The sequence below is a fragment of the Citrobacter sp. Ct235 genome, assembly GCF_030332305.1.
In the GTDB taxonomy this organism is placed as follows: domain Bacteria; phylum Pseudomonadota; class Gammaproteobacteria; order Enterobacterales; family Enterobacteriaceae; genus Citrobacter_A; species Citrobacter_A telavivensis.
This window is the reverse complement of record NZ_JAOWIC010000039.1, coordinates 288,783-308,888: the sequence shown is the minus strand read 5'-3', so window position 1 is coordinate 308,888 and position 20,106 is coordinate 288,783. Positions and strand designations below refer to the sequence as shown.

Sequence of the window (20,106 nt, the reverse complement as noted above, 5' to 3'; positions counted from 1 at the left end):
GTGTACTCCTTAATCATCCTGGTGGGGGAAAAGCGTGTTATCGATCAGATCGCACAGGCAGTTTACCGTCAGCATATGCATTTCCTGAATGCGTGCGCTGTGGTGCGAAGGGATGCGGATCTCAACATCCTGTGGCCCTAAGAGTCCAGCCAGTTCACCCCCGTCATACCCGGTCAGTGCCACAATCGTCATGTCTCGCGTGACGGCAGCTTCCACAGCCTTAACGATATCGCGGCTGTTGCCGCGCGTCGAGATGGCCAGTAAGACGTCGCCAGCATGACCCAACGCCCGAACCTGTTTTGCATACACTTCGTCATGCAGACGGTCGTTAGCAATCGCTGTTAAGACCACATTATCCGTATTTAGTGCAATCGCGGGTAAACTGGGGCGTTCTGTCTCAAAGCGGTTGATCATGCTGGCCGCAAAATGCTGTGCGTTGGCAGCGGATGTCCCATTACCACAACAGAGAATTTTGTTGCCATTGAGCAGTGAATGAACCAGCGTCACGGCGGCGCGAGAGATAGCATCCGGGAGGGCTTCTGCCGCTGCAATTTGAGTTTGAATGCTTTCGGTAAAGCAGACTTTAATTCTGTCTAACACGCTAATCCTTAAGAGCTGACCTATTAGGCTATTTTTATTTGCCCAATGGGTCTGTTCTGAATCTTCAATTATGAGCAGTCAGTAAAGGCATTCCTGAACCACTCAACATCATTTCCGGTGAAGGCTAACACATCGAACCGGCAATCCACAGTATCAAAACTCCCATTGTGGCGCGCGAGCCACAAGCGGGCAGCCTGTAATAATTTACGTTGCTTGCTGCGCGTCACACTGGCAGCGGCGCCACCGAACGTGGTAGAGCGTCGGTAGCGGACCTCAATAAAGACGGTCGTCTTGCCATCACGCATGATCAGATCGATCTCGCCGCCGCGTTCATGCACGTTGGCGGCGATAAAATGCAGTCCCTTGCGCTCCAGCCAGCGACGCGCGGTGGTTTCCCACGCGTCACCGGCCTGTTTGCTCGTTAACTGGCGGGGACAATCTGCCCTTGTTGGTACTGGAGCCATGATAACTTCCTGTTAATCACACAGTCCTGACTGGCGGTCAGCGCGCCGGTATTCCCATTAATTTCGAAGCCCTGCACCTGACGCATCTGGGAGAAATGGTTCGCCAGCGACCAGGCATCCACGCCCATTGCGTACATGCGCGCCAGCGAGTAGTCATTATGCACTGCGCCGAGCGCCTGCTGCATCAGCGACGGGTTCGCGCCCGCCAGCATCGGGATCTCGCTGTACTGCAGGCCATCCATTTCCAGACGGAAGTCAGGACCGGCATTCCCCTGCGCGCTACGCGAACTGGCGTACAGCGTTGCACCACTCTGGCTACCGTTGCGCATGGCGATCATCGGCTTGATGAAGGCTATCTCATTAGGTGTTGCCAGAATATACACGGCGTCCACGCGACCACCGTTACCGCTAATCTGGGCATCCGTTGGCGCAGCCGGAATGGTTAAATTGCCAATAGTGACGCCAGGTTGAGACGGTGCGCTGGCAGCGACCGGGCTACCGGTTAACGCTATCCCTGAACCGCCGTTGACGCCCATACGCAGTTCCGCCGTCGAGCCAAATTTCTGTTGCAGCACCGTAGCGCCACCCAGTTTTTGCCACTCCTGGGCAAAGGCGTTAGCAACACGATCGCCAAGCGCGCTACGCGGGAGCAGCAGCAGCGGCGACTGTTTGCCCTGTTCACGGATATGGCGCGCCGCATCACGCGCTTCATCTTCCGGTGAGAGGGCGAAGTAACAGATGTTTGCGCGGCTCTGCACCGATTCCGGCTGGTTAAGTGCCAGCACGTTCAATGGAGTGTTGCTTTTTAGCAGTTCGTCGACGTTGTTTTTCAGCAGCGGGCCGACCACGATACTCGCGCCGTCCTGCTGAACCTGCGTCAGGATCTGATCGAGCGGTTGGGCGCTGGTGTCATAAATTTTCAGTTCTGCGGAAGGATTTGCCGCCGCGCTTGCGGTGGTTGGCTGTGCAGGCGTTGTCTGCGGTGCGCTGACCGGCACGGGCTGTTCGGCCTGCTCGTCATGGGTCAAATCGCTCACTGAAGCCTGGGAAGGACTGGCGACGCCATCGGTCGCCTGCGGCTGCGGGTCCGCCGGCGTTGGGGCTGCGACCGGGGCCGGTTGCGCGGCGGGCTGTGCGTCGACAGGCTGCGTACCAAGATTTTTGGCGGCTTCAAAGCCCTGTTGAATGGTGCGACCAAATACGGCTGCCTGACCGTTCAGCGGTAGTAGCAGGGCGATTTTACTGGTCGAGGCGGGTTTAAAGCTCTGCACATTGACCAGTTGGGTTGGCAGCAGTTTTGCTCCCGGATTTTGCGGATAGCGTTTTTGCCAGTCGGCAATGCCCGCTTTCATCATGTCCGGATCGCTGCGGTTATCAAACCAGACACGTTGTAGGTCCAGCCAGCCCTGCAACACGTTTTCATCAGCATTGATAACCAATGCCTGGGCCTGCTCCTGCGTCATTGCAGACAATGCTTGCCAGGTGGCGTCCATATTTTTCTGCTTATCCTTCTCGCCAAGCAGGGGTTCCTGCGCAATCAGGGCGCGCAGCAGCGAGAGTGATGGGCGGCCCTGGCTGGCGTCAATCTGCGCCTGCCAGTAGCGCGCCTGCTGATTTTGCTCAAAATCAGACGGGGTAAGCTTTTCCAGTAGCGCCTGCGCCCCGGCAAAATCTTTCTGCGCCAGTTTGATTTCAACGGCTAACAGCGACTGTTCCCGGCGCTGGGCATCATTCAGATCCTGCGGCAGTTGGTTAAACAGTTCGATAGCCTGCTGGCTTTTGCCTTCTTTCAGCAGTGCACGAATGGCGAGTAATTGCCAGTTGGTCTTGCTATCATTTGCGCTTTGCTGCATCTGTTGCAGATAAAAGCCGGAATCAGCTTGCGCTGTGCCCTGCATATGGGCAGTGCTCTGATCGGGCGCCTGGGTGCCACAGCCGGCGAAAATCAGGGCTGCCAGAACGATGGGCAGACAGCGCGCGGCTTTTAAACGAGAGAATGTTAAGGGTACCATACTGTATCCAGTGATATTTTTTATACGCAATGCTCAATATTAAATCGGCAATACGGACGACACAATGACACAACACGAATCGGCGGATAATTCTCGCGGCCAACTCTTTATTGTACCTACTCCTATCGGGAATTTGTCTGATATTACCCAGCGTGCGCTCGAAGTGTTACAAGCTGTTGATTTAATTGCCGCTGAAGATACTCGCCATACCGGATTATTATTGCAGCATTTCGCGATTAATGCCCGACTGTTCGCCCTGCACGATCATAACGAGCAGCAAAAAGCAGACACGCTGGTGGCGAAGTTGAAAGAAGGGCTGAACATCGCGCTGGTTTCCGATGCCGGGACGCCGCTGATTAACGATCCGGGTTACCACCTGGTACGCAGTTGTCGTGAGCAGGGCATCCGTGTCGTGCCATTGCCAGGGCCTTGTGCGGCGATTGCCGCTTTAAGCGCGGCGGGATTGCCGTCCGACCGCTTCTGCTATGAAGGCTTTTTACCCGCGAAATCAAAAGGACGTCGTGACGCGCTGAAAGCTATCGAAACCGAACCGCGCACGCTGATTTTCTATGAGTCCACGCATCGCCTGCTGGACAGCCTGGAAGATATGGTCGCGGTGTGGGGCGAATCCCGTTACGTGGTGCTGGCGCGCGAGCTGACCAAAACCTGGGAGACAATTCACGGCGCACCGGTGGGTGAACTGCTGGCGTGGGTTAAAGAGGACGAGAACCGGCGTAAAGGCGAGATGGTGCTGATTGTGGAAGGACACAAGGCGCAGGAAGACGAACTGCCTGCCGATGCCCTGCGCACCCTCACGTTGTTACAGGCCGAGTTGCCGCTGAAGAAAGCCGCAGCGCTGGCGGCAGAAATCCACGGCGTAAAAAAGAACGCGCTGTACAAATATGCGCTGGAGCAGCAGGGATAATCCGGGAAACACGCTGCAGCAAAAGAAAAACTACAGCGTGTCAGAATGAGAGGGAGGGTTATCGATCTGAATAACGCGAGCCATCCAGTAAACATGTCGTATTGTCATGCAGCCACAAAAACGAGGCCGGAATTGCAGTCGTCACGGCAGTGGTCAGGTATTTTTCAACAGCGGCCTGTTTTCCTTCTCCGGCAATCAGCAGCAATATTTCCTTTGCATTGAGGATCTCCTTCAGGCCCAGAGTGATACCGTGCGTCACGGGACGACCGGCCGATTTAAGCATGTCGTGGTGACGCGTTTGTTCATCAAGCCTGCTGATATGGCAAAACGGTTCCAGCGTGCTTCCCGGTTCGTTCAGCCCCAGATGACCGTTCTTGCCGATGCCCAATACGCATAAATCGAGACCGCCCCGGCTGGCAATCAAATCCGTCACGCGCTCGCACTCCGTCTCGTCGATATTTTCTGACTGAAAACCGATCAGCTGTTCCGGGCGTAGGCCAAGCGGTTGCACGATGTGCTGTTGCAGGAAAGATTCACAGGTGCCCGGCGTGTGTAAGGGCATTCCCACCCACTCATCAAGCTTCACGAAGGTCACGTTGCGGATATCAACATGACGCTGCTGTATTTTCTCGACCAGGAAACGATAGGTCAGTTCAGGCGTCGCGCCGGTCGCCAGGCAGATCGTCGCGTCAGGTTTGTTCTGTATTACCTGAATTAACCGTTCGCTGGCGCGATCGCTGAGTGCGTCATAATGGTCGCAGTACTGTATGTATTGCATCTGTCAGTCATCCTTTTGACGAGGGGCGCACGTACCGTCGCGCCCGTGCGGTTTACAAAATGCCAAGTGCGGAAGAGACGATAGAAAGCACAAAGGTGACGCCGATTAACAATACCGGATGCGCTTTTTTCACCCGCAGCAGGTAGTACATCAGCAGCGTGTAGCCCATCGGTAAAATGTTCGGGAAGACCTTATCAAAGAAGTCCTTTTGCAGTGCCACGTTGTGCGTGCTGTCGATGGCAAAAGAGGTCACGACATCGATATGAACGTAGGAGGCGATCAGACCGCCAATCACCGTGATCCCGAGGATCGTCGCCGAACGGGCGATCATCTGCGAGTTTTCCCTCACCTTATCAATGGCTTTTACCCCGACCGAATAGCCGACGTGAGTCCAGCCGACGCGCAGGAAAAAGATCATCAGATAGACGGCGAAGAACAGAATCGGCCCCAGTAAGTTGCCCTGGCTGGCGAAAGAGGAACAAATCCCCGCCATAATCGGCAGCAAGGTGAACCAGAAAATGGCATCGCCAATCCCGGCAATAGGGCCAAACAGCGCCACTTTCAGACCTTTAATGGTGTCGCGGTTTTCCCCTTTCTCTTCCATTGAGATCAGTAAGCCCATCAGGAATCCGACGAGGTTCGGGTGGGTATTGATAAATTCCAGATGATCTTTCATGGCCGCACTCAGACCCGGCTTATCATCTTTATAGATTTTTTTCAGAATCGGCAGCATCGCCCAGGTAAAGCCGCCTGCCTGCATCCTTTCATAGTTAAAGCTCGCCTGAAGAAGGGAAGAGCGGAAGCCAAGACGGGTAATGTCTTTTTTACTGATTTCAGATCCCATTGCTGTAATCCTCTTCATCATCATTTTTACGGGCGACAGGCTGGGGTTGCGCCTGCTGTTTAGCTTTGGCATTGAAAAATTCGTACACGGCGAAGCCCGCGCCGAGGACGGCGACCGGGAGTAGGTTGTTGACCTGGATGTAGCACACAAAGAGGAAGCCGGCGATCAGGTAAGGAATGTACTGCGCTTTGAACATCACGCGCAGCAGCAGACCAAAACCGACGGCAGGCAGAATCCCCCCCGCGACTTCGAAACCATGAGTCAGCCAGGCTGGCATGGCTTTCACCAGCGCCTGCATGGCACCCTGCGCCAGATAGGTACACAGAAACGCGATAATGGCGTATGAGCAGGCGACAATCAGCGTTGTCAGCCAGTTCAGACGTGCAAATGCGCGGGTATTGGCTTCTTTCGCGCAGTTGTCGGCCCTGGACATGAACAGGGAGAAGGCGGAATAGAAGAACAGAATCACATATTGCATCAGCAGGCTGAACGGCAAGCCGAGGCCGATGGCGGTTTTGGCATCCACGCCGGTAGACCAGGCGATCACCGTGGTCATCAACCCCGCCATGATGGGGTTTGGCGGTTGTACGCCGCCGGCGGGCGTCAGACCGGCAAAGGCCAGTTCGGTCAGACCGCCGGTGATCAAACCAATATGAATATCGCCAAGGATGGCGCCAGTGAGCGTACAGACAATTATCGGTCTGAATAAGAACAGGGCTTCCAGCCAAAAATCGATTCCCAGAAAGAAGACTAATGCAGCAAGGGATATCCCTTGTAAAAGTGTTATTTCATGCATTTTGACACCTCATGTAAATAAGTCCCTTTAATATGAAAACATTGGCTTGTTATTTACTCCGGGATCGCTTCTTTTTGATCGCCAGGGACATCCTGAATAAAAATGTTTACGCCGTGTTTCTTAATGAACTGCAGGTCCTGAAGATCCTGCTCATTGACATAAACCTTGCTGCTAATCTGCTTTTTACCTTCCGAGAAGTGCATATTGCCGACGTTCACGTCGTTGAGCGTGATACCGCCTTCGAGCAGCTTTCTGACCGTTTGCGGGGTGCGGCAAATCAGGAATATCTTCTGGTGCGGCGCGGCCTTACCGATGACATTGATGGTTTTTTCTATAGAAAAGAAACGGATGCCGAAACCGTAGGTTTCTGCGGTGATGCCCATTAATTTCTGCTGAATCTCATCCTGAGCGACATCATCATCCACGACAACCAGCAGATTGGCACCGATTGTCGATGTCCAGGTGACGCCCACCTGACCATGCACCAGTCGGTTATCAATACGCGTTAACAGGATATTTGGACTACCCATTCTTAAATCCTCACCATAAAATAATAGAATGACAGAACTTGTTGAAATATATTATTGTTACCTTAACGCATTCATGAATTTGTTCAGCGTGATGTAATCTCTTTATTCTCCCCCGCTATCTGGTCAGAAAGCGCTACCTGATATTAATCAGATAACGCTTCTGTATATGATGTTGAAACAGTATTTTTTTAAGTTAAATCGGAATCAGCCACTAATTTGTTAGCCGAACCGCAAACCGTGATTTTACTTCTCACGACCTCTTTCATCGCATCCATACCGACACGCATGTAATAGCGCGGATCGTTGCCCTGTGGGTTGTCAGCAAACCACGCTTTCACGGCATCGGCGAAGGCAATTTTCAGTTCGGTAGCGACGTTAACCTTACAGACGCCCAGCTCTATCGTGCGGCGTACATACTCGTCAGGCACATCGCTCGCACCGTGCAGCACCAGCGGAATATCCACCACTTCACGGATTTCAGCCAGGCGCTGGAAATCGATTTTCGGTTTTTTGGTGTAGAGGCCGTGTGCGGTGCCGATGGCGACAGCAAGGCTGTCGACGCCGGTCAGCTCAACAAAGCGTTTGGCCTCTTGCGGATCGGTCAGAAAGGCGCTTTCTGCATCAACGCTCATGTCATCTTCGACGCCACCCAGTCGTCCCAACTCCGCTTCTACGCTGCAATCGCGGGCGTGGCAGAAATCGACAACCGATTTCACCAGCTTCACGTTTTCCTCAAACGGGAAATGGCTACCGTCGATCATGGCGCTGCGTACTCCGGCGTTCACCTTATGGCGAATGTCGTCCAGTGATTCATGATGATCGAGATGCAGCGCCAGCGGCATACCGTAGGTGGTGGAGTAGGCGGTGCACAGCGCGTAAAGCTCCTCCAGCGCGATATGTTTAAAGGTGCCTGGCGTACCGGCGAGGATCACCGGTGATTGCATTTCGCTACACACTTCGAGGATCGCCTGGATAGTCTCGGCGTTATGAATGTTGAAGGCCGGTACGGCGTAGCCTTTTGCCTGAGCATCCTGCAGGAGATACTTCGTAGAAATGATACTCATGATCGGATCCTCTTAAGCCTGCCACGGGTGAATAACGACGCCCTGCACGACGCGGTTGACCGTACCGCTGCGGGAAGGGTTATCCGGCGTATTACCGACATTAATGGACTGGGTGAGCGCAAAGACCTGGGCATACATCAGGTAGCAGAAAGCCAGCTCGCTATCGATAAAATGACGCGCGGGGGGTAACAGAATGTGCGGGCCAGATTCGATGATGGAATCGCTTTCGGCCGCGATAGCGATAACGCGCATTGCCTGACCATCGCGACGCAGCTCCGCCAGCAGATCGAGATCGTACTGCCGTGTGTAAGGGTGGCTGGAGATGTACACCACGATCAGCGTTTCGTTATCCACCAGTGATTTCGGACCGTGACGGAAGCCGGTTGGCGAGTCGTAAAACGCGGCCAGCTTACCGGCGGTCAGCTCAAGTACTTTCAGGGCTGACTCACGCGCAGCACCCTGTAATCCACCGCTACCGAGATAGACGATCCGTTTCCAGGCACCATTGCCAAACACGCCGTGGCTGAAATCACCCAGTGACGACAGGATAGTCTGGCAGCGATCCGCGACATCGCGGAAGGTCCGGCTGTTGATGAGTTTCGGTGCGAACACCGCCAGGCAACTGGCCATCATAGTGGTAATACTGCTGGTCATCGCAAACCCGCGATCGTGCGTTTCTGTCGGCATCAGCAGGGCAAAGGCGTTATCGCTTGCAACGGCGTTCTGGTACAGGCTGCCTGCTTCATTGCAGGTGATCGAAAGGTGGTAGCACTCAGGGACGAACTGGTTTGCCAGTTCCACTGCCGCAACGCTTTCCGGGCTGTTGCCAGAACGGGCAAACGAGACCAGCAGCAGCGGATGAGCCGGGTTCAGATAATCCATCGGATTGGTGACCAGATCGGTGGTCGGTACTGCGCTGATGTTTTGCCCGGTGTGGCTGGCAAGCCAGGGCGCGATTATCTCGCCAATGAATGCCGAGGTGCCAGCCCCGGTGAGGACGATCCGCAGATCGCCTTTACGTAGCAGTGGCGCGAGAAAATTGTCGATCGCGGTACGAATCGCGTCAATGTTCGTCAGCGAGCGGATCCAACTGGCAGGCTGCTGGCGGATCTCTTCTTCAGTCCAGGTTCCGGTTGTTGCAGCAGCAGGGGTATAGGTTTCTGGCATAACGTAAGTCCTTAGTCTTGTGAATTCCACATCAGACGCTGGCAAAATGTCGCTATCTTTCGTTTCGTTTCACTTGTTCACATGATCGATTGATTAAAATTTATAGGAAAGAAATCGAAAGTTCAATAATGCAAAATGAAATAAAACGAAAAGTGTGATCGATTGTACGGAGAGGTTTTTTATCTTATTGATCTGTAATGATTCTCTGCCACCATCCAGGAATGGGGGTTTTCTTAATCGAAAGGAAAAGAAAGGCCTTACGATTCATGATCGAAGGCCAGGGAGGAAAAAAGGGTCAAAGGGGGAGGAGCTGACCCTGAATCCAAATCTGTTGTAAATGCAGTCCGCTATCGAGGGCGATCGTGCTGGCGCGTTTGCCTGGGGCTAACGATCCTGAGTGGTTCTCGATCCCCAACAGACGCGCTGGATGGAGCGAGGCCATATGGATAGCATCCTCAGGGGCGATACCTGTCAGTTCGACCATATTGCGCACTGCCGCATCAACCGACAACGTACTGCCCGCCAGGCCACCGGATGCGGTTCGCACGATACCTCCGTGCATTTCGACTTTTTCACCGCACAGCGTGTAGTTTCCGTCGGGCATACCGGCGGCCTGCATCGCATCGGTTATCAGCACCAGCCTCTCTTTTGCACAGCAGCAACAGAGCTTCATGGCCGCCGGATGGACGTGGTGTCCATCGGCGATAAGTTCCAGCCACGCCCGTGGATCGGTGAGTCCTGCGCCGACCATCCCGGGCTCCCGGTGATGAAGCCCGGTCATGCCGTTGTAGCAGTGCACGAGTCCGTCCGCGCCCGCGTCAAAGGCGGCACGGGTTTGCGCCCAGCTTGCCGCGCTATGCCCCAGCATCACCCGCACGCCCTGCTGCCTGAGATGGCGAATCGCCTGCAACGCCCCCGGTTTTTCCGGTGCCAGCGCCACCACGCGCAGGGTCTGTTGCGAAATGGCGATCAGCGCATCCAGCTCCGCAAGGTCCAGCTCCCGAAACAGTTCCGGGGGATGGGCGCCTTTATTCTGCGGTGTGAAGTACGGCCCTTCCAGGTAACTTCCCAGCACCTGTGCGCCAGCTCCACCGCCGTGATAGCGCTGAGCAATACGCTCCAGCGCGCGGTGAATCGTCTTTAGCGGCGCGGTGACGGTGGTGGGGAGCCAACTGGCAACCCCTTCACGCGCTTTGTACATCGCCAGCTTGTCGAGCGCATCCGGTTCATCGTCCATCACATCGACCCCCGCGCCACCGTGGACGTGGGTGTCGATATAGGCGGGACACAGTAGCTCGGCATCGCGCACGGTAACGCCCGCCGGAATCGGCTCGATGGCCGTGATGATGCCTTCTGCAACGCGCAACTGGTGATCGTCCAGCCATCCTTGTTCGGTGAGCAGGCGTCTGGCACGCAAAACTTGCGTCATATTCCTTCCTCGATGGGGTGCTCCTCGCGGCAGCGGCCCAGCTCATCCACCAGGCTGGTCAGGCCGCGATGTCCGCACTCCAGCGCCTGCACACGAAATGCTTCGCTGCTGAGCCCTTCGCGATCCAGCACCATCTCCAGCAGCAGTTGCAGGTTAGTACCGGTGATCACTTCCCGGCCCGGTTTCAGCATCGCAAGCGTTGAGGCGACGCGAAACGGTGTGCCGCCGAGCAGGTCGGTCAGGAAAACGATATCTTCCTTGCCGTCCAGTTGTTCAATCGCCTGCTCAAGCTGCGAGGTGAGCAGTGCGGTGGTGGAGGTTTCCGGAAAGTCGATGGCGATAAACTGCGACTGCTCGCCAAGGATCTGTTTCATCGCTTTTTCCATACCGCTGGCAAACCCACCGTGCCCCGTCAAAATAATACCTAACATCGAAGACCTCTTTGCTTTACAGGAAGTGACAGAACTTGCCGACGACACCCAGCACCACGGTGATACCGATGAGGCGCAGCGGACTCCAGCCGCGACGGACCAACCAGAACATCGTCAGGGTATAGACCAGCGGTAAAAAGGCGGGCATCAGCTTGTCGATAACGTCAGCCTGGAGCTTGACGACGGCATCACCCGCCTTGATTTCGAGCGTAGTGTTCAGGCGCACATAGGTCGCGACGAGGGCGCCGATCACCGTCATCCCGACGATAGACGCCGCGTGGCCCACTTTCTTCGTATTGGCCTTGATGAGTGGAATGGCGGCGACCCCCATACGGTAAGCATAGTGCGCCAGGCCAAAACGCAGAGCCAGATGGACCACGTTAAACAGCACAATGAAGACCACCGCGCCGAGGATGGAGCCCTGCAAGGCCAGACTGGCCCCGATGCCGCCGCAAATAGGCAGTAGCGTTAGCCAGAACATCGCGTCGCCAATCCCGCCGAGCGGTGCGCCCACGGCAATTTTGGTGCTCTGAATACTGTTAACGTCCTGCTTTGAGCGTTCCATCGCCAGGATGATGCCAATCACAAACGTCACCAGGAAGGGATGGGTATTGAAGAAACCCATGTGACCTTTCATGGCGCGCGCCAGGTCGCGTTTATTGGTGTGGATCTTTTTCAGTGCAGGCAGCAGACCATATAGCCAACCGGAAGCCTGCATACGTTCATAGTTAAACGACGCCTGCAACAGCATGGAACGCCAGGCGACCCGGTTGATATCTTTTTTGGTCAGCTCTGCGCCAATGCTCTGATCTTCATAGATGTTTTCATTTACGCCGGAAAGCAGCGTTTCTTCGCTGTCGGAAACAGTCGGAAGAGTTTGTTGATTAGATGCCATCTTCGAATTCCTCTTTCTGGGCCGCAGGTTGGGTCGGTTCAGGTGATTTACGCAGCAGGTCGATCAGCGCCATGGCCAGCGCCGCGGCGGCGATAGCCAGTACCGGCAGCTTGAGCCAGGCGGCCCCCACGAAACCGATGATAAAGTAAGGGATATAGACGTTTTTCATCATGATTTTCAGCAGCACGGCAAAGCCGATGGCTGGCATGATGCCGCCCGCGACGCCGAGGCCGTCAATCAGACGTTCCGGAAGGACATCAATGGCTGTTTTCGCGTGCTCTGCACCGAAGTAAATCGGCAGGAACGCGCAGAGAAAATAGAAAATCCCCAACGCCAGTAACGCCAGATAGTTAACCCGTTCAATGCCGGCAGTATCGGCATTCGCCGCCATGCGATCGCAGCGGGACATCACCCCTGACATCACGGAGAACAGGAACGTAATCCCCATCTGTACTGCCACAGCAAACGGCACGGCAACGCCCACGGCGACATCCGGTTTCACCCCTGTCGTAATGGCGAACGTCGTACCCACGATGGTGCCGATAATGACGTTTGGCGGTTGCGCGCCCGCCAGCGGGGCGAGCCCCATCCACACCAGCTCCAGCGTACCGCCGGTTAAAATACCGGTATGCAGATCGCCCAGAATCAGGCCGACCAGCGGCCCAAGCACCACCGGGCGGTGCATGTGTGTTAATCCGTTGAACATATCCAGGCCCGCAATAAAGGCGAGGATACCTAATGCAAAAGCCTGTAACAGACTAATTTCCATGGTGAAGGCCTCAGATGAGTTTAAAGAGATCCTGCGCGGGTTCTGTCGGAACGCCCTGAACGAAGCATTCCACCCCGGCGGCTTTCAGGCCGTTAAACGCCGTAATATCGGTCGTGTCGACAGAGACCGTTTTGGCAATCTGCTGTTTGCCATTGGCGTAGTGCATATTTCCTACGTTGACTCGTGTAACAGGAACCCCACCTTCGACCAGCCTGAGGAAGTCGGTGGGTGATTTGCAGACCAGCAAAATCTTCTGTCGGTCAGCGGCGCGGTGAATGTTGTCGATCACTTTTTGCAGTGACCAGAAACGTACGGCGATCCCTTCCGCCAGCACCATCTCCATCAGGTTTTGCTGCACGGTGTCTTCCGCCACCTCATCGTTGGCAACCAGCACCAGATTTGCCCCCGCAAATCCGACCCATTGCACCCCGACCTGGCCATGAATGAGCCTTTCGTCGATACGGCTGAGTACAATATTTGGCATAGCGTATTCCTCTTTTTGTTATTTGTTCTGGGACGTTACGCCCTGGCAGGCGGCATGGTACTGCTGCAGTATGTCCTGAATGTGGTTGATGATGAGTTCTCGCGGTGTGGCATTGAGATCTCCCTCGCGCACTTTTACGTACTGTAACGGCATATACTGGCTAATGAGCGGCAGTGGAATCGGCTCATCCGCCAGATTGCGCACCAGTCGTTCAAATGCGTCATCAATCTGGCTGTCTGGCCAGTAGTAACGAACACGATCGGAATAGCTGTAGCCGCGCGCCAGACGACGGGTGTTGCCATCGCCGTGGTAGTGACTCTGCCAGTATTCCGGACGATCGAGCATGACGCTCTCAAGGACATGACGCAGGTCGGAACAGGCTTTTGCCGGGAGCAACTCTTCTTCAATGGCGGCCAGCGAGAACAGCGCTTCGCGCAGGGCGAAGGTCAGGGCCGGGCCGACTTTCAGGATGGCAAAGTGATCTTTCACTAACTGGCGCAGTGACTGCGGCGTTTGATAGTCTGTGGAGTGCGCTTCAAAGACCAGCGTGTCATACGCCTCTACCATCTTGCTTAACGCGACGGCTTTCTGCGGTTGATAATCAATGATGTGGGTATGGTCGAACTCAACGCCGGGTTGCACCACCAGCGCGATGATGCGCGGCCAGACATCGTCGAGTCCCTGTTTTTCAAAGGCGTGACGATGGGCTTCCAGCGTTGCGCGCGCGGCCTCGGGCGTGGTCACTGCCAGTTCGGTTAACGTCTCATGGGCACCGCCCGGTACCGGCACTTCAGTGCCAATCACATAGACGAGATCCGACTCACCAAAGTGGGCGATGCAGGTCTCTTCGGCTATTTTCGCCAGGCGCGCGGCGCGTTCCGCGACGATGGCATCGGTCAAGGGTACGGGATCGCCCTGGCAGGACATGCTGCAGTCGAGGTGGATTTTTTTGAATCCAGCGGCGACATAGCTTCTGATCAGTTCATCGGCATGGGCCATTGCCGGTTCTGCGGCCAGATTTTGCCAACGGTTGGGACCGAGGTGATCCCCCCCCAGAATCAATTGTTCCTGAGGGAAGCCAAGCGAGTCAGCCAGTTGGCAGACAAAATGGCGAAAATCGGTTGGGGTCATGCCTGTATAACCGCCAAACTGGTCAACCTGATTCGAGGTTGCTTCAATCAGCAGCGGCGAGTGATTTGCCTGCGCGTAACGTATTGCGGATTCCAGTACCAGCGGATGCGCGGAACAAACGGCGTAAATTCCGATTGCCTTACCTCGTTTATGCTGCTCCACCATATCAGTCAGATGTTTCACTTTCCTCTCCAGATCGGGTAACTGCGACTTGCAATCTTTCGTTTTGTTTCAATTGATACTGCATCATGGTCTTATAAAAATAAAACGAAAGATAATAGTTTTCCGATCTGTTTCACAAAAGAAACATAATGAAAGCATTCAGCCGACATTTTCACCCTTCCGGGCGGTTTTTTTCGGCTTGCATTCCGATAAAAGAAAGGCGTTAATAGGCAAAACGAAATGAAACGAAAGAATTAGCCAAAGGATTTCTTATGAGCAATACCGATGCTTCTGGAGAAAAGCGGGTGTCAGGCACCAGCGAAAGACGTGAGCAGATTATCCAGCGGTTGCGGCAGCAAGGAAGCGTACAGGTGAACGATCTTTCGGGATTGTTCGGCGTTTCCACGGTGACGATCCGCAACGATCTGGCGTTCCTGGAAAAGCAGGGGATCGCCGTTCGCGCCTATGGCGGCGCGTTGATTTGCGACAGTAATACGCCGGGCGCGGAGCCTTCCGTCGAAGATAAAAGTTCATTGAACACGGCGGTGAAACGCAGTATCGCCAAAGCGGCCGTGGGGCTTATCAAACCGGGTCACCGCGTGATCCTGGACTCCGGCACGACGACGTATGAAATTGCGCGCCTGATGCGTCAGCATACCGATGTGATAGCGATGACCAACGGGATGAACGTCGCTAATGCTTTACTGGAAGCGGATGGAGTGGAGCTGCTGATGACCGGTGGTCATCTGCGTCGGCAGTCGCAGTCGTTTTACGGCGACCAGGCCGAACAATCGTTGCAGAATTATCACTTCGATATGCTGTTTCTGGGCGTCGACGCCATTGATTTAGAGCGGGGCGTCAGTACCCACAACGAGGACGAAGCCCGACTGAATCGCCGGATGTGTGAAGTGGCGGAACGGATTATCGTGGTCACCGATTCCAGCAAATTTAACCGCTCGAGCCTGCATAAAATTATTGATACTCAACGTATTCATACCATCATCGTCGATGAAGGCATCCCGGAAGAGAGCCTGAAGGAGTTTCATCGCAGCGGCGTTGAGGTCATTATCGTTTAGGTGGCGTCGTTAAAATTCAAAATTGTGATGTCCTTCAATTAAACAAAAAGAAAAATGTCAGCGGGTTTTTTACGAACCCGCTTTCGTTTTTTCACTGATTTTTCGTCCCAGTCTCCCGCTCACCTGTCCTGCACGCTTTTCGATCTTTCGCCTTTCCCATTTTCGGTTTAGATAAAACGAAAGAAAACGAGGTGTTTTTGCCAAAATCCGCGCTGTAGACGTGTTCACAAATTCGCCTTAAGTCTTCTGATTTAATATATTTAAAAGAAAACGAAAGCGATAAATCGCTAAAACATAACAACATGCAATGGAGCAAAAGCAATGCTGGATAACTTAAGACGTCGCGAGCAAATAATTGACCTGTTATGCGATCAAGGCAGCGTTCGTGTCGAACCCCTCAGTGTGCATTTCGGCGTCTCAAGCGTCACGATCCGCAATGACTTACGTTATCTCGAGCAGAAAGGCTGCGTCATGCGCTCCTATGGCGGAGCCGTGTTAAATCAACATTTTGCCCTCGATCGTCCCTTGCAGGATAAAGATCGACTGAACCGCGATGTGAAATCGCGCATTGCGGAAAAGGCGGCCAGCTTTGTGAAAGATGGTGACACGTTGATTCTTGATTCCGGTTCGACCACTACGCTTATTCCTCCGCTGCTGAAAAGTCGCCGCGATCTGGTGGTGATGACCAACGCGCTGAACATTGCCTGGGAACTGGCCAATTTTGAACGTGTGGATGTCATGATCCTGGGGGGAAATGTCAGGCAAAGCGTTTACTCGCTGTATGGCCCTTCGGCGGAACATCAGCTCAGACAGTATCGGTTTGATAAGCTTTTTTTGGGCGTCGATGGATTTTGTCTGGAAGCCGGGATCACCACGCCGCATCCGGGAGAAGCGCACCTTAACCAGGTGATGTGTCAGGTGGCGCAGGAGGTCACGGTGGTGGCGGATTCCAGTAAGTTCGGCCGCAAGAGTTTTTGCATGATCAGTGAAATCAACGGTATTGATCGGGTGATTACCGACAGCGGTATCCCGGCGCATTACCATCAGGCGCTCAGCCAGATGGGGGTGGATGTCGTTATCGTGGATGAATAAGGGACGTCGCCGGCAAAACGCGTTTTTGCCGGCGACGTCTTAGTGCATCAGCGCATCCTGTTCGACCAGCAACAGAGCAGCACCGCGTACGCCGCTGGACGCGCCATGCACGGCCGGGAAGACGTTAGCGGGAGCCAGTCCGGGGAAGAGGTAGCGCGACATGGCACCCGGCAGTAGGGTGTAAATTTCCTCAATGTTGGAGACACCTCCCCCCAGAACAAAGGCGTCGACGTCCAGAATGAGCTGCAGTTGCGCCAGCGTACAGCCCAGCATATCAATCCACGCCTCAACGGTGGCGACGGCGCTGGCGTTGCCATGACGGTAGTTTTCCAGCAGCGTCTCCATTTTGAGCTGCTCACCGCTTAAGTGCTTATGCAGCCAGAGTAAACCGGGCCCGGACTGGTAGCGCTCCAGACAGCCCTGTAGGCCGCAGCCGCACTTGATTTCCGGCAGGTTATAGCGACGCATAAAGGTGGCGGGTAGCGGTAGATGGCCAAACTCGCTGGCCATCCGATTGCGCCCACGATATAACTGCCCGTCGATCACCAGTCCTCCCCCCATGCCGGTGCCGATAATCGCACCAAAAATTCGTGAGAACTGACGAGCCTGATGAGTATGCGCTTCCGACAGCGCGAAGCAGCAACAGTCATTATCCAGCGCCACCGAGCGGTTGAGTCGATGCGCCAGATCGTTCATCACCTGACGCCCGGTCAGGCAGGGGACATTCGACGACAGCAGCTTTCCGGTATGCCTGTCCATCAATCCGGGCATGCCAATACCGATTTTGCCCTGCATCCCCGTTGCCCAGTCGGCTGTATCGATAAGCGAGGTAAAAGTCGAGAGAAAGAGTTCGTAATCCTGAACCGGCGTGGCCACGCGCTTGCGCCAGCAAACCTGCATTTCCTTATCAAAGGCGACAATTTCAGTTTTTGTGCCACCAATATCAACACCGTAAAACATGCCACATCTCCTCGAACTTCACAGTGTAACCAGACAGTTTTCCTTGCGAGCGCGCTCTGCGGCAAAGACCATTAAGTGACTTTCCAGTGCTTCATCGGGGCCGGAGAGAATCATACTTTGATCGCCCGCTATCACGGCGTGAATAAAGCGATCCATCAGATAGTAGTCACCGCCGCCGTGGCCTCCCATTTGGGTTTGTGTGCCTGCGGCGATCTCTTCGATCGCGTAGACCGTCTCGCGGTCCGTCAGGAAATCAAACACCCGGATCTGCTCGCCATTGCCCTCGAGATAACCTTTCGTACCGAAAAGCCGCGTCTTTCGATCTTCCATGCGGGTAAAGGCGGTCATGGTGAACGTGACGGTTTGTTGATGGGCGAAGCGCAAGTTGACCACCTGATGATCCACCACGTCGTTATCACAGCGATAAACGCAGCGGCCATACGGCCCCTCGCGCAGCGCCTGGCGGACGTTTTCCTCTGTGGGATCCGCCGTCAACACGCGACGGAAATGCGGCGTGCATTTGTGATCCTCGCCAAGATAAATTTTGCAGGCTGACCAGGGGCAGGTCGCTTCAACCTGGCAATCCAGGCAGCGATCGGCGGCACCCTCCGGCTGGTTCTCCTTCACGAAATGGCTCAGGTTGCCAAATGAGGTCACATCCTGACAGTGGTCGCCCATGATGTAGCGGATCCAGTCCATATCGTGGCAGGATTTTTGTAGCAGCATAAACGACGATTCCGCTTCATTACGCCAGTTACCGCGCACGAAAGAGTGCGCCTGGTGCCAGTAACCCACCGGCTCGAGATGCTGCATGCTGACAATATCGCCAATCACCCCGCTGTCGAGCAGGGACTTGAGTTTCTGCGTGTAGCGGGTGTAGCGCAGAACGTGGGCGACACCCAATAAAACGTTGTTGCGCTTCACCGCAGCAATGATGGCGCGACAATCTTCCGGCGTGGGGGCGAGAGGCTTTTCCAGCAAAATATGATAGCCGAGGTCGGCAAACGCGATGGCAGGCTCTTTGTGCATTGTATCCTGAGTGCAGATCAGCACGACGTCTGCCATTCGCGGACGAGCCGCCGCCGCTTTCCAGTCGTTAAAGATATTTTCCTGCTCAATATTATGCTGAGCGACAAATTGTTGGCGATACGCCTCTCTGGGCTCTGCCACGCCGACAACCTGCATACGGTCCGGATGTTCAAGCGCGTAACGAGAATATATTTCGCCGCGCGCGCCTGCGCCAACCACTAATACGGTCACTTTCTTTGCACACATATAAACCTCTCATTTTGCCCTCGCCTGAATTCGCGTTGTTCTGCGTCGTGGGGCATGAAAAAACAAACGGATATTTTTTGCGCCAGCCAATGACGTACGCGACATCAGGACCTGGCTAAATTTTCTTCATCCTGCTTGTCGAATAAAAAAGCGGCGTCAAGATTGAATTTCACCTTGATCGATTCGCCGGGGAGAGGGTTCCAGTCCGGTGACGAATTGACTCGCAAGATCATTAGCTGTGCGCCGATATTGAAATGCAGGAGATCTTCATTGCCCATTCTTTCCACGTTGGTTACCCGGGCGTCGAACGCCGCAGGATCGTTGTGCTGCGCCAACTGAATCGCCTCTGGCCGGATGCCAAACCAGACGCTGTCGTGCGGATACTCCACCAGTTGGGAGGCGAGTCGTGCGGTTAAGGGCAGGATCAGCGCATCATCCAGACGGAGTCCGCGCGTATCGGGATCGAGTGCCAGGAGATGAATATTCATTGCCGGGTTACCGATGAAACCCGCTACGAATTTATTTTTTGGCTGATGGTAGATATTGCCCGGGGTGTCGACCTGCATAATCCGTCCGCCGTTGAGTACACAAATGCGGTCTCCCATGGTCATTGCTTCAATCTGATCGTGGGTGACATACACCATCGTCGCGTTCACGCCTTCGTGACGCAGCTGGCGATGAAGTTCCGTCAGGCGCACGCGCATCGACACGCGCAGTTTGGCGTCGAGATTGGACAGTGGCTCATCAAACAAAAACACTTCAGGCTTACGAACAATGGCCCTGCCAACGGCCACGCGCTGACACTGTCCCCCTGAAAGCTGACCGGGCTTTTTGTCGAGTAGCGTTTCGATTTCCAGTTTGCGCGCGGCATCCCGTACGCGAACATCAATCTCCTGCTTGTTCATTTTGCCCTGCAGGCTGAACGCCATATTTTTGTAGATAGTCATGTGGGGATAGAGGGCGTAATTTTGAAAGACCATCGCCACGCCGCGCTCTTTTGGCAGCAGATCGTTGACGCACCGTTTGCCAATTGAAATATGACCCTGAGTAATATCTTCCAGTCCGGCGATCATGCGCAGCAACGTTGATTTTGCGCAGCCGGACGGCCCGACAAAAACCATAAATTCGCCATCATGAATTTCAAGATCAACGCCATGAATCGCCTGGAAGCCATTCGGATAGATTTTGCCTACTGACTGTAATTGAATGCCTGACATAACAA

The 20,106-nt window shown here is 54.5% G+C and carries 21 protein-coding genes; 3 read left to right on the top strand and 18 right to left on the bottom strand.

Annotated features, from left to right (window positions below; genetic code table 11):
* Positions 1 to 9 precede the first annotated feature (9 nt).
* The 3 genes from diaA to OGY35_RS05855 all read right to left on the bottom strand — a co-directional run bounded on the left by diaA (position 10) and on the right by OGY35_RS05855 (position 3,076).
* Positions 10 to 600, bottom strand: a complete 591-nt coding sequence (gene diaA / locus OGY35_RS05865) for a DnaA initiator-associating protein DiaA (RefSeq protein WP_042325150.1) — start codon at positions 598 to 600, stop codon at positions 10 to 12.
* A gap of 68 nt (positions 601 to 668) precedes the next feature.
* The gene (locus tag OGY35_RS05860) at positions 669 to 1,064 is read right to left on the bottom strand and encodes a YraN family protein (RefSeq protein ID WP_046487646.1); all 396 of its coding nucleotides are present in this window, start codon (positions 1,062 to 1,064) and stop codon (positions 669 to 671) included.
* On the bottom strand, positions 1,022 to 3,076 hold the full coding sequence (locus OGY35_RS05855) for a penicillin-binding protein activator (RefSeq protein ID WP_286631669.1): 2,055 nt from the start codon (positions 3,074 to 3,076) through the stop codon (positions 1,022 to 1,024). The genes OGY35_RS05860 and OGY35_RS05855 overlap by 43 nt, the downstream gene beginning before the upstream one ends.
* Positions 3,077 to 3,140: 64 nt before the next feature.
* Here OGY35_RS05855 and rsmI point away from each other — a divergent pair, with 64 nt between their 5' ends.
* Positions 3,141 to 4,001, top strand: a complete 861-nt coding sequence (gene rsmI / locus OGY35_RS05850) for a 16S rRNA (cytidine(1402)-2'-O)-methyltransferase (protein ID WP_152406124.1) — start codon at positions 3,141 to 3,143, stop codon at positions 3,999 to 4,001.
* Between the two features lie 58 nt (positions 4,002 to 4,059).
* Here the strand turns inward: rsmI and OGY35_RS05845 are convergent, their stop codons facing one another.
* From OGY35_RS05845 to kbaZ, 12 genes are all read right to left on the bottom strand, one after another.
* A complete protein-coding gene (locus OGY35_RS05845; protein WP_286631668.1) occupies positions 4,060 to 4,779 on the bottom strand; it encodes a galactosamine-6-phosphate isomerase in 720 nt (239 codons plus the stop codon).
* Positions 4,780 to 4,831: 52 nt separating this feature from the next.
* A complete protein-coding gene (agaD, locus tag OGY35_RS05840) occupies positions 4,832 to 5,623 on the bottom strand; it encodes a PTS galactosamine transporter subunit IID (protein ID WP_042325161.1) in 792 nt (263 codons plus the stop codon).
* Positions 5,613 to 6,419, bottom strand: a complete 807-nt coding sequence (agaC, locus tag OGY35_RS05835) for a PTS galactosamine transporter subunit IIC (protein ID WP_046487635.1) — start codon at positions 6,417 to 6,419, stop codon at positions 5,613 to 5,615. The genes agaD and agaC overlap by 11 nt, the downstream gene beginning before the upstream one ends.
* A 53-nt stretch (positions 6,420 to 6,472) precedes the next feature.
* Positions 6,473 to 6,949, bottom strand: coding sequence for a PTS galactosamine transporter subunit IIB (gene agaB, locus OGY35_RS05830; protein WP_046487632.1), 477 nt, complete (start codon positions 6,947 to 6,949; stop codon positions 6,473 to 6,475).
* Between the two features lie 188 nt (positions 6,950 to 7,137).
* A complete protein-coding gene (gene kbaY / locus OGY35_RS05825; RefSeq protein WP_286631664.1) occupies positions 7,138 to 8,013 on the bottom strand; it encodes a tagatose-bisphosphate aldolase subunit KbaY in 876 nt (291 codons plus the stop codon).
* A gap of 12 nt (positions 8,014 to 8,025) precedes the next feature.
* Positions 8,026 to 9,180, bottom strand: a complete 1,155-nt coding sequence (locus tag OGY35_RS05820; RefSeq protein ID WP_152406121.1) for an AgaS family sugar isomerase — start codon at positions 9,178 to 9,180, stop codon at positions 8,026 to 8,028.
* A gap of 295 nt (positions 9,181 to 9,475) precedes the next feature.
* On the bottom strand, positions 9,476 to 10,609 hold the full coding sequence (nagA, locus tag OGY35_RS05815; protein WP_286631663.1) for an N-acetylglucosamine-6-phosphate deacetylase: 1,134 nt from the start codon (positions 10,607 to 10,609) through the stop codon (positions 9,476 to 9,478).
* Positions 10,606 to 11,040 carry a PTS galactosamine/N-acetylgalactosamine transporter subunit IIA gene (gene agaF, locus OGY35_RS05810; RefSeq protein WP_286631662.1) on the bottom strand — a complete coding sequence of 145 codons (435 nt, stop codon included), beginning with the start codon at positions 11,038 to 11,040 and terminating at the stop codon, positions 10,606 to 10,608. Before agaF ends, nagA begins: the two co-directional genes overlap by 4 nt.
* Positions 11,041 to 11,056: 16 nt before the next feature.
* A complete protein-coding gene (gene agaE, locus OGY35_RS05805; RefSeq protein ID WP_046487621.1) occupies positions 11,057 to 11,935 on the bottom strand; it encodes a PTS N-acetylgalactosamine transporter subunit IID in 879 nt (292 codons plus the stop codon).
* Entirely contained in the window at positions 11,925 to 12,704 is a 780-nt protein-coding gene (agaW, locus tag OGY35_RS05800) for a PTS N-acetylgalactosamine transporter subunit IIC (protein ID WP_061076209.1), read from the bottom strand. Before agaW ends, agaE begins: the two co-directional genes overlap by 11 nt.
* Positions 12,705 to 12,714: 10 nt before the next feature.
* Positions 12,715 to 13,188, bottom strand: a complete 474-nt coding sequence (gene agaV, locus OGY35_RS05795) for a PTS N-acetylgalactosamine transporter subunit IIB (RefSeq protein WP_152406119.1) — start codon at positions 13,186 to 13,188, stop codon at positions 12,715 to 12,717.
* An 18-nt stretch (positions 13,189 to 13,206) separates the two neighbouring features.
* Complete coding sequence (gene kbaZ, locus OGY35_RS05790; RefSeq protein WP_152406118.1) at positions 13,207 to 14,502, bottom strand: tagatose-bisphosphate aldolase subunit KbaZ; 1,296 nt, start codon at positions 14,500 to 14,502, stop codon at positions 13,207 to 13,209.
* Positions 14,503 to 14,753: 251 nt separating this feature from the next.
* Here kbaZ and OGY35_RS05785 point away from each other — a divergent pair, with 251 nt between their 5' ends.
* Together OGY35_RS05785 and agaR are read left to right on the top strand one after the other, a co-directional pair.
* On the top strand, positions 14,754 to 15,557 hold the full coding sequence (locus OGY35_RS05785) for a DeoR family transcriptional regulator (RefSeq protein ID WP_152406117.1): 804 nt from the start codon (positions 14,754 to 14,756) through the stop codon (positions 15,555 to 15,557).
* Positions 15,558 to 15,878: 321 nt separating this feature from the next.
* The gene (gene agaR, locus OGY35_RS05780; protein ID WP_046487608.1) at positions 15,879 to 16,649 is read left to right on the top strand and encodes a transcriptional repressor AgaR; all 771 of its coding nucleotides are present in this window, start codon (positions 15,879 to 15,881) and stop codon (positions 16,647 to 16,649) included.
* 39 nt (positions 16,650 to 16,688) lie between these two features.
* Here agaR and OGY35_RS05775 read toward each other — a convergent pair whose 3' ends face one another.
* The 3 genes from OGY35_RS05775 to OGY35_RS05765 all read right to left on the bottom strand — a co-directional run bounded on the left by OGY35_RS05775 (position 16,689) and on the right by OGY35_RS05765 (position 20,101).
* Positions 16,689 to 17,609, bottom strand: a complete 921-nt coding sequence (locus OGY35_RS05775) for an ROK family protein (RefSeq protein ID WP_286631659.1) — start codon at positions 17,607 to 17,609, stop codon at positions 16,689 to 16,691.
* A gap of 18 nt (positions 17,610 to 17,627) precedes the next feature.
* Positions 17,628 to 18,884, bottom strand: coding sequence for a Gfo/Idh/MocA family protein (locus OGY35_RS05770; RefSeq protein ID WP_286631658.1), 1,257 nt, complete (start codon positions 18,882 to 18,884; stop codon positions 17,628 to 17,630).
* Between the two features lie 104 nt (positions 18,885 to 18,988).
* The gene (locus tag OGY35_RS05765) at positions 18,989 to 20,101 is read right to left on the bottom strand and encodes an ABC transporter ATP-binding protein (RefSeq protein ID WP_286631657.1); all 1,113 of its coding nucleotides are present in this window, start codon (positions 20,099 to 20,101) and stop codon (positions 18,989 to 18,991) included.
* Positions 20,102 to 20,106 lie beyond the last annotated feature (5 nt).

Coding starts and splice junctions, on each gene's coding strand:
- OGY35_RS05860 (WP_046487646.1), bottom strand. CDS start 1,064: ATGGCTCCAGTACCAACAAGGGCAGATTGTCCCCGCCAGTTAACGAGC.
- OGY35_RS05855 (WP_286631669.1), bottom strand. CDS start 3,076: ATGGTACCCTTAACATTCTCTCGTTTAAAAGCCGCGCGCTGTCTGCCC.
- rsmI (WP_152406124.1), top strand. CDS start 3,141: ATGACACAACACGAATCGGCGGATAATTCTCGCGGCCAACTCTTTATT.
- OGY35_RS05845 (WP_286631668.1), bottom strand. CDS start 4,779: ATGCAATACATACAGTACTGCGACCATTATGACGCACTCAGCGATCGC.
- agaD (WP_042325161.1), bottom strand. CDS start 5,623: ATGGGATCTGAAATCAGTAAAAAAGACATTACCCGTCTTGGCTTCCGC.
- agaC (WP_046487635.1), bottom strand. CDS start 6,419: ATGCATGAAATAACACTTTTACAAGGGATATCCCTTGCTGCATTAGTC.
- agaB (WP_046487632.1), bottom strand. CDS start 6,949: ATGGGTAGTCCAAATATCCTGTTAACGCGTATTGATAACCGACTGGTG.
- kbaY (WP_286631664.1), bottom strand. CDS start 8,013: ATGAGTATCATTTCTACGAAGTATCTCCTGCAGGATGCTCAGGCAAAA.
- OGY35_RS05820 (WP_152406121.1), bottom strand. CDS start 9,180: ATGCCAGAAACCTATACCCCTGCTGCTGCAACAACCGGAACCTGGACT.
- nagA (WP_286631663.1), bottom strand. CDS start 10,609: ATGACGCAAGTTTTGCGTGCCAGACGCCTGCTCACCGAACAAGGATGG.
- agaF (WP_286631662.1), bottom strand. CDS start 11,040: ATGTTAGGTATTATTTTGACGGGGCACGGTGGGTTTGCCAGCGGTATG.
- agaE (WP_046487621.1), bottom strand. CDS start 11,935: ATGGCATCTAATCAACAAACTCTTCCGACTGTTTCCGACAGCGAAGAA.
- agaW (WP_061076209.1), bottom strand. CDS start 12,704: ATGGAAATTAGTCTGTTACAGGCTTTTGCATTAGGTATCCTCGCCTTT.
- agaV (WP_152406119.1), bottom strand. CDS start 13,188: ATGCCAAATATTGTACTCAGCCGTATCGACGAAAGGCTCATTCATGGC.
- OGY35_RS05785 (WP_152406117.1), top strand. CDS start 14,754: ATGAGCAATACCGATGCTTCTGGAGAAAAGCGGGTGTCAGGCACCAGC.
- agaR (WP_046487608.1), top strand. CDS start 15,879: ATGCTGGATAACTTAAGACGTCGCGAGCAAATAATTGACCTGTTATGC.
- OGY35_RS05775 (WP_286631659.1), bottom strand. CDS start 17,609: ATGTTTTACGGTGTTGATATTGGTGGCACAAAAACTGAAATTGTCGCC.
- OGY35_RS05770 (WP_286631658.1), bottom strand. CDS start 18,884: ATGTGTGCAAAGAAAGTGACCGTATTAGTGGTTGGCGCAGGCGCGCGC.
- OGY35_RS05765 (WP_286631657.1), bottom strand. CDS start 20,101: ATGTCAGGCATTCAATTACAGTCAGTAGGCAAAATCTATCCGAATGGC.